The following is a 1,001-nucleotide window of genomic DNA, read 5'->3' as shown; positions in this document are numbered from 1 at the left end:
CTCACAGGAGCGTCCCGCGGCCCGGGGCGGCGCGCTCGCCCGGGCCGCGGGACGCTCCTGTGAGACACTGCGGACGGTCGGGCGTTCCCCACACCGGGCGACCGACCCGCCGACGAGACCGCCGCCCTGTGCGTGGCGTCCGGGCAGCGCCGCGGTCCAGTGGAAGGACCCCGCAGGCGCCCCGGCCCCCGCTCCGGTCGCGGGAGCGGCGGCGGCACGAGCGGAGCGCCGCCTGGAGCGAGCGAACCCCGCGCGTGCACCGAGGACTTCCGTCGGGTGCGGGTCACCCCCACCCGGCGATCCCTACGAGGACGCCCCGGGCGGCCACGGGTTCACCGGTGGAGTGGCCGCCGCGGGACGACGGGAGAGCCCGTGACGACCACACCTGAAGAGAACGGCCCCGCAGCACCGGCGCAGCCGGCCAGCGGCACCCGCCCCCGCCGGCGCCGGGCGGCCAGCCGCCCGGCCGGCCCCCCGGTCCGCGTCGAGGCGAGCGCCGCCGAGCAGCCCGTGCCGGAGGCCGCCGAGCAGGCCGCCGGCGAGGCCGCCGGCGCCGCGGTGGAGCAGACCGTCCCCGCCGCGCCCGAGGCGCCCGCCGCCGAGCCCGTCGCGGCGGAGCCCGCCGTGGAGGAGCCAGCGGCCGAGGTGCCCGTGCCGGAGGCGGCCGAGGAGCCCGTGGCCGAGCCCGTGGCCGAGGAGCCCGCTCCCGCGCCGCGGCGCCGCGCCCGTCGCGCCACCCGCCGCACCGGTGCGCCCGCGGAGCAGGCCGCCGAGCAGCCCGCCGAGCAGCCGGTCGCCGAGCAGCCCGCGCCGGAGGCGGCCGAGCAGCCCGTCGGCGAGGTCGCCGGCGCCGCCGTGGAGCAGACCGTCCCCGCCGTGCCCGAGGTGCCCGCGGCGCCCGCGGAGCCCGTGGCCCAGGAGCCCGCCGCCGAGCCCGCCGTCGCCGAGGAGGCCCCCGCGGCGCCGCGGCGCCGTGCGCGCCGCGCCACCCGGCGCAGCGC

General features: G+C 83.3%; 1 pseudogene. It reads left to right on the top strand.

Features of this window, described 5'->3' with window-relative positions:
- Positions 1 to 372: 372 nt before the first annotated feature.
- A pseudogene (locus GTR00_RS21620) lies at positions 373 to 1,001 on the top strand (hypothetical protein); the annotation flags it as partial.

The sequence above is a fragment of the Kineococcus indalonis genome (assembly GCF_009906395.1).
GTDB classification, from domain to species: domain Bacteria; phylum Actinomycetota; class Actinomycetes; order Actinomycetales; family Kineococcaceae; genus Kineococcus; species Kineococcus indalonis.
Note: the sequence above shows the minus strand (reverse complement) of the source record. Positions and strands in the feature narration are given on the sequence as shown.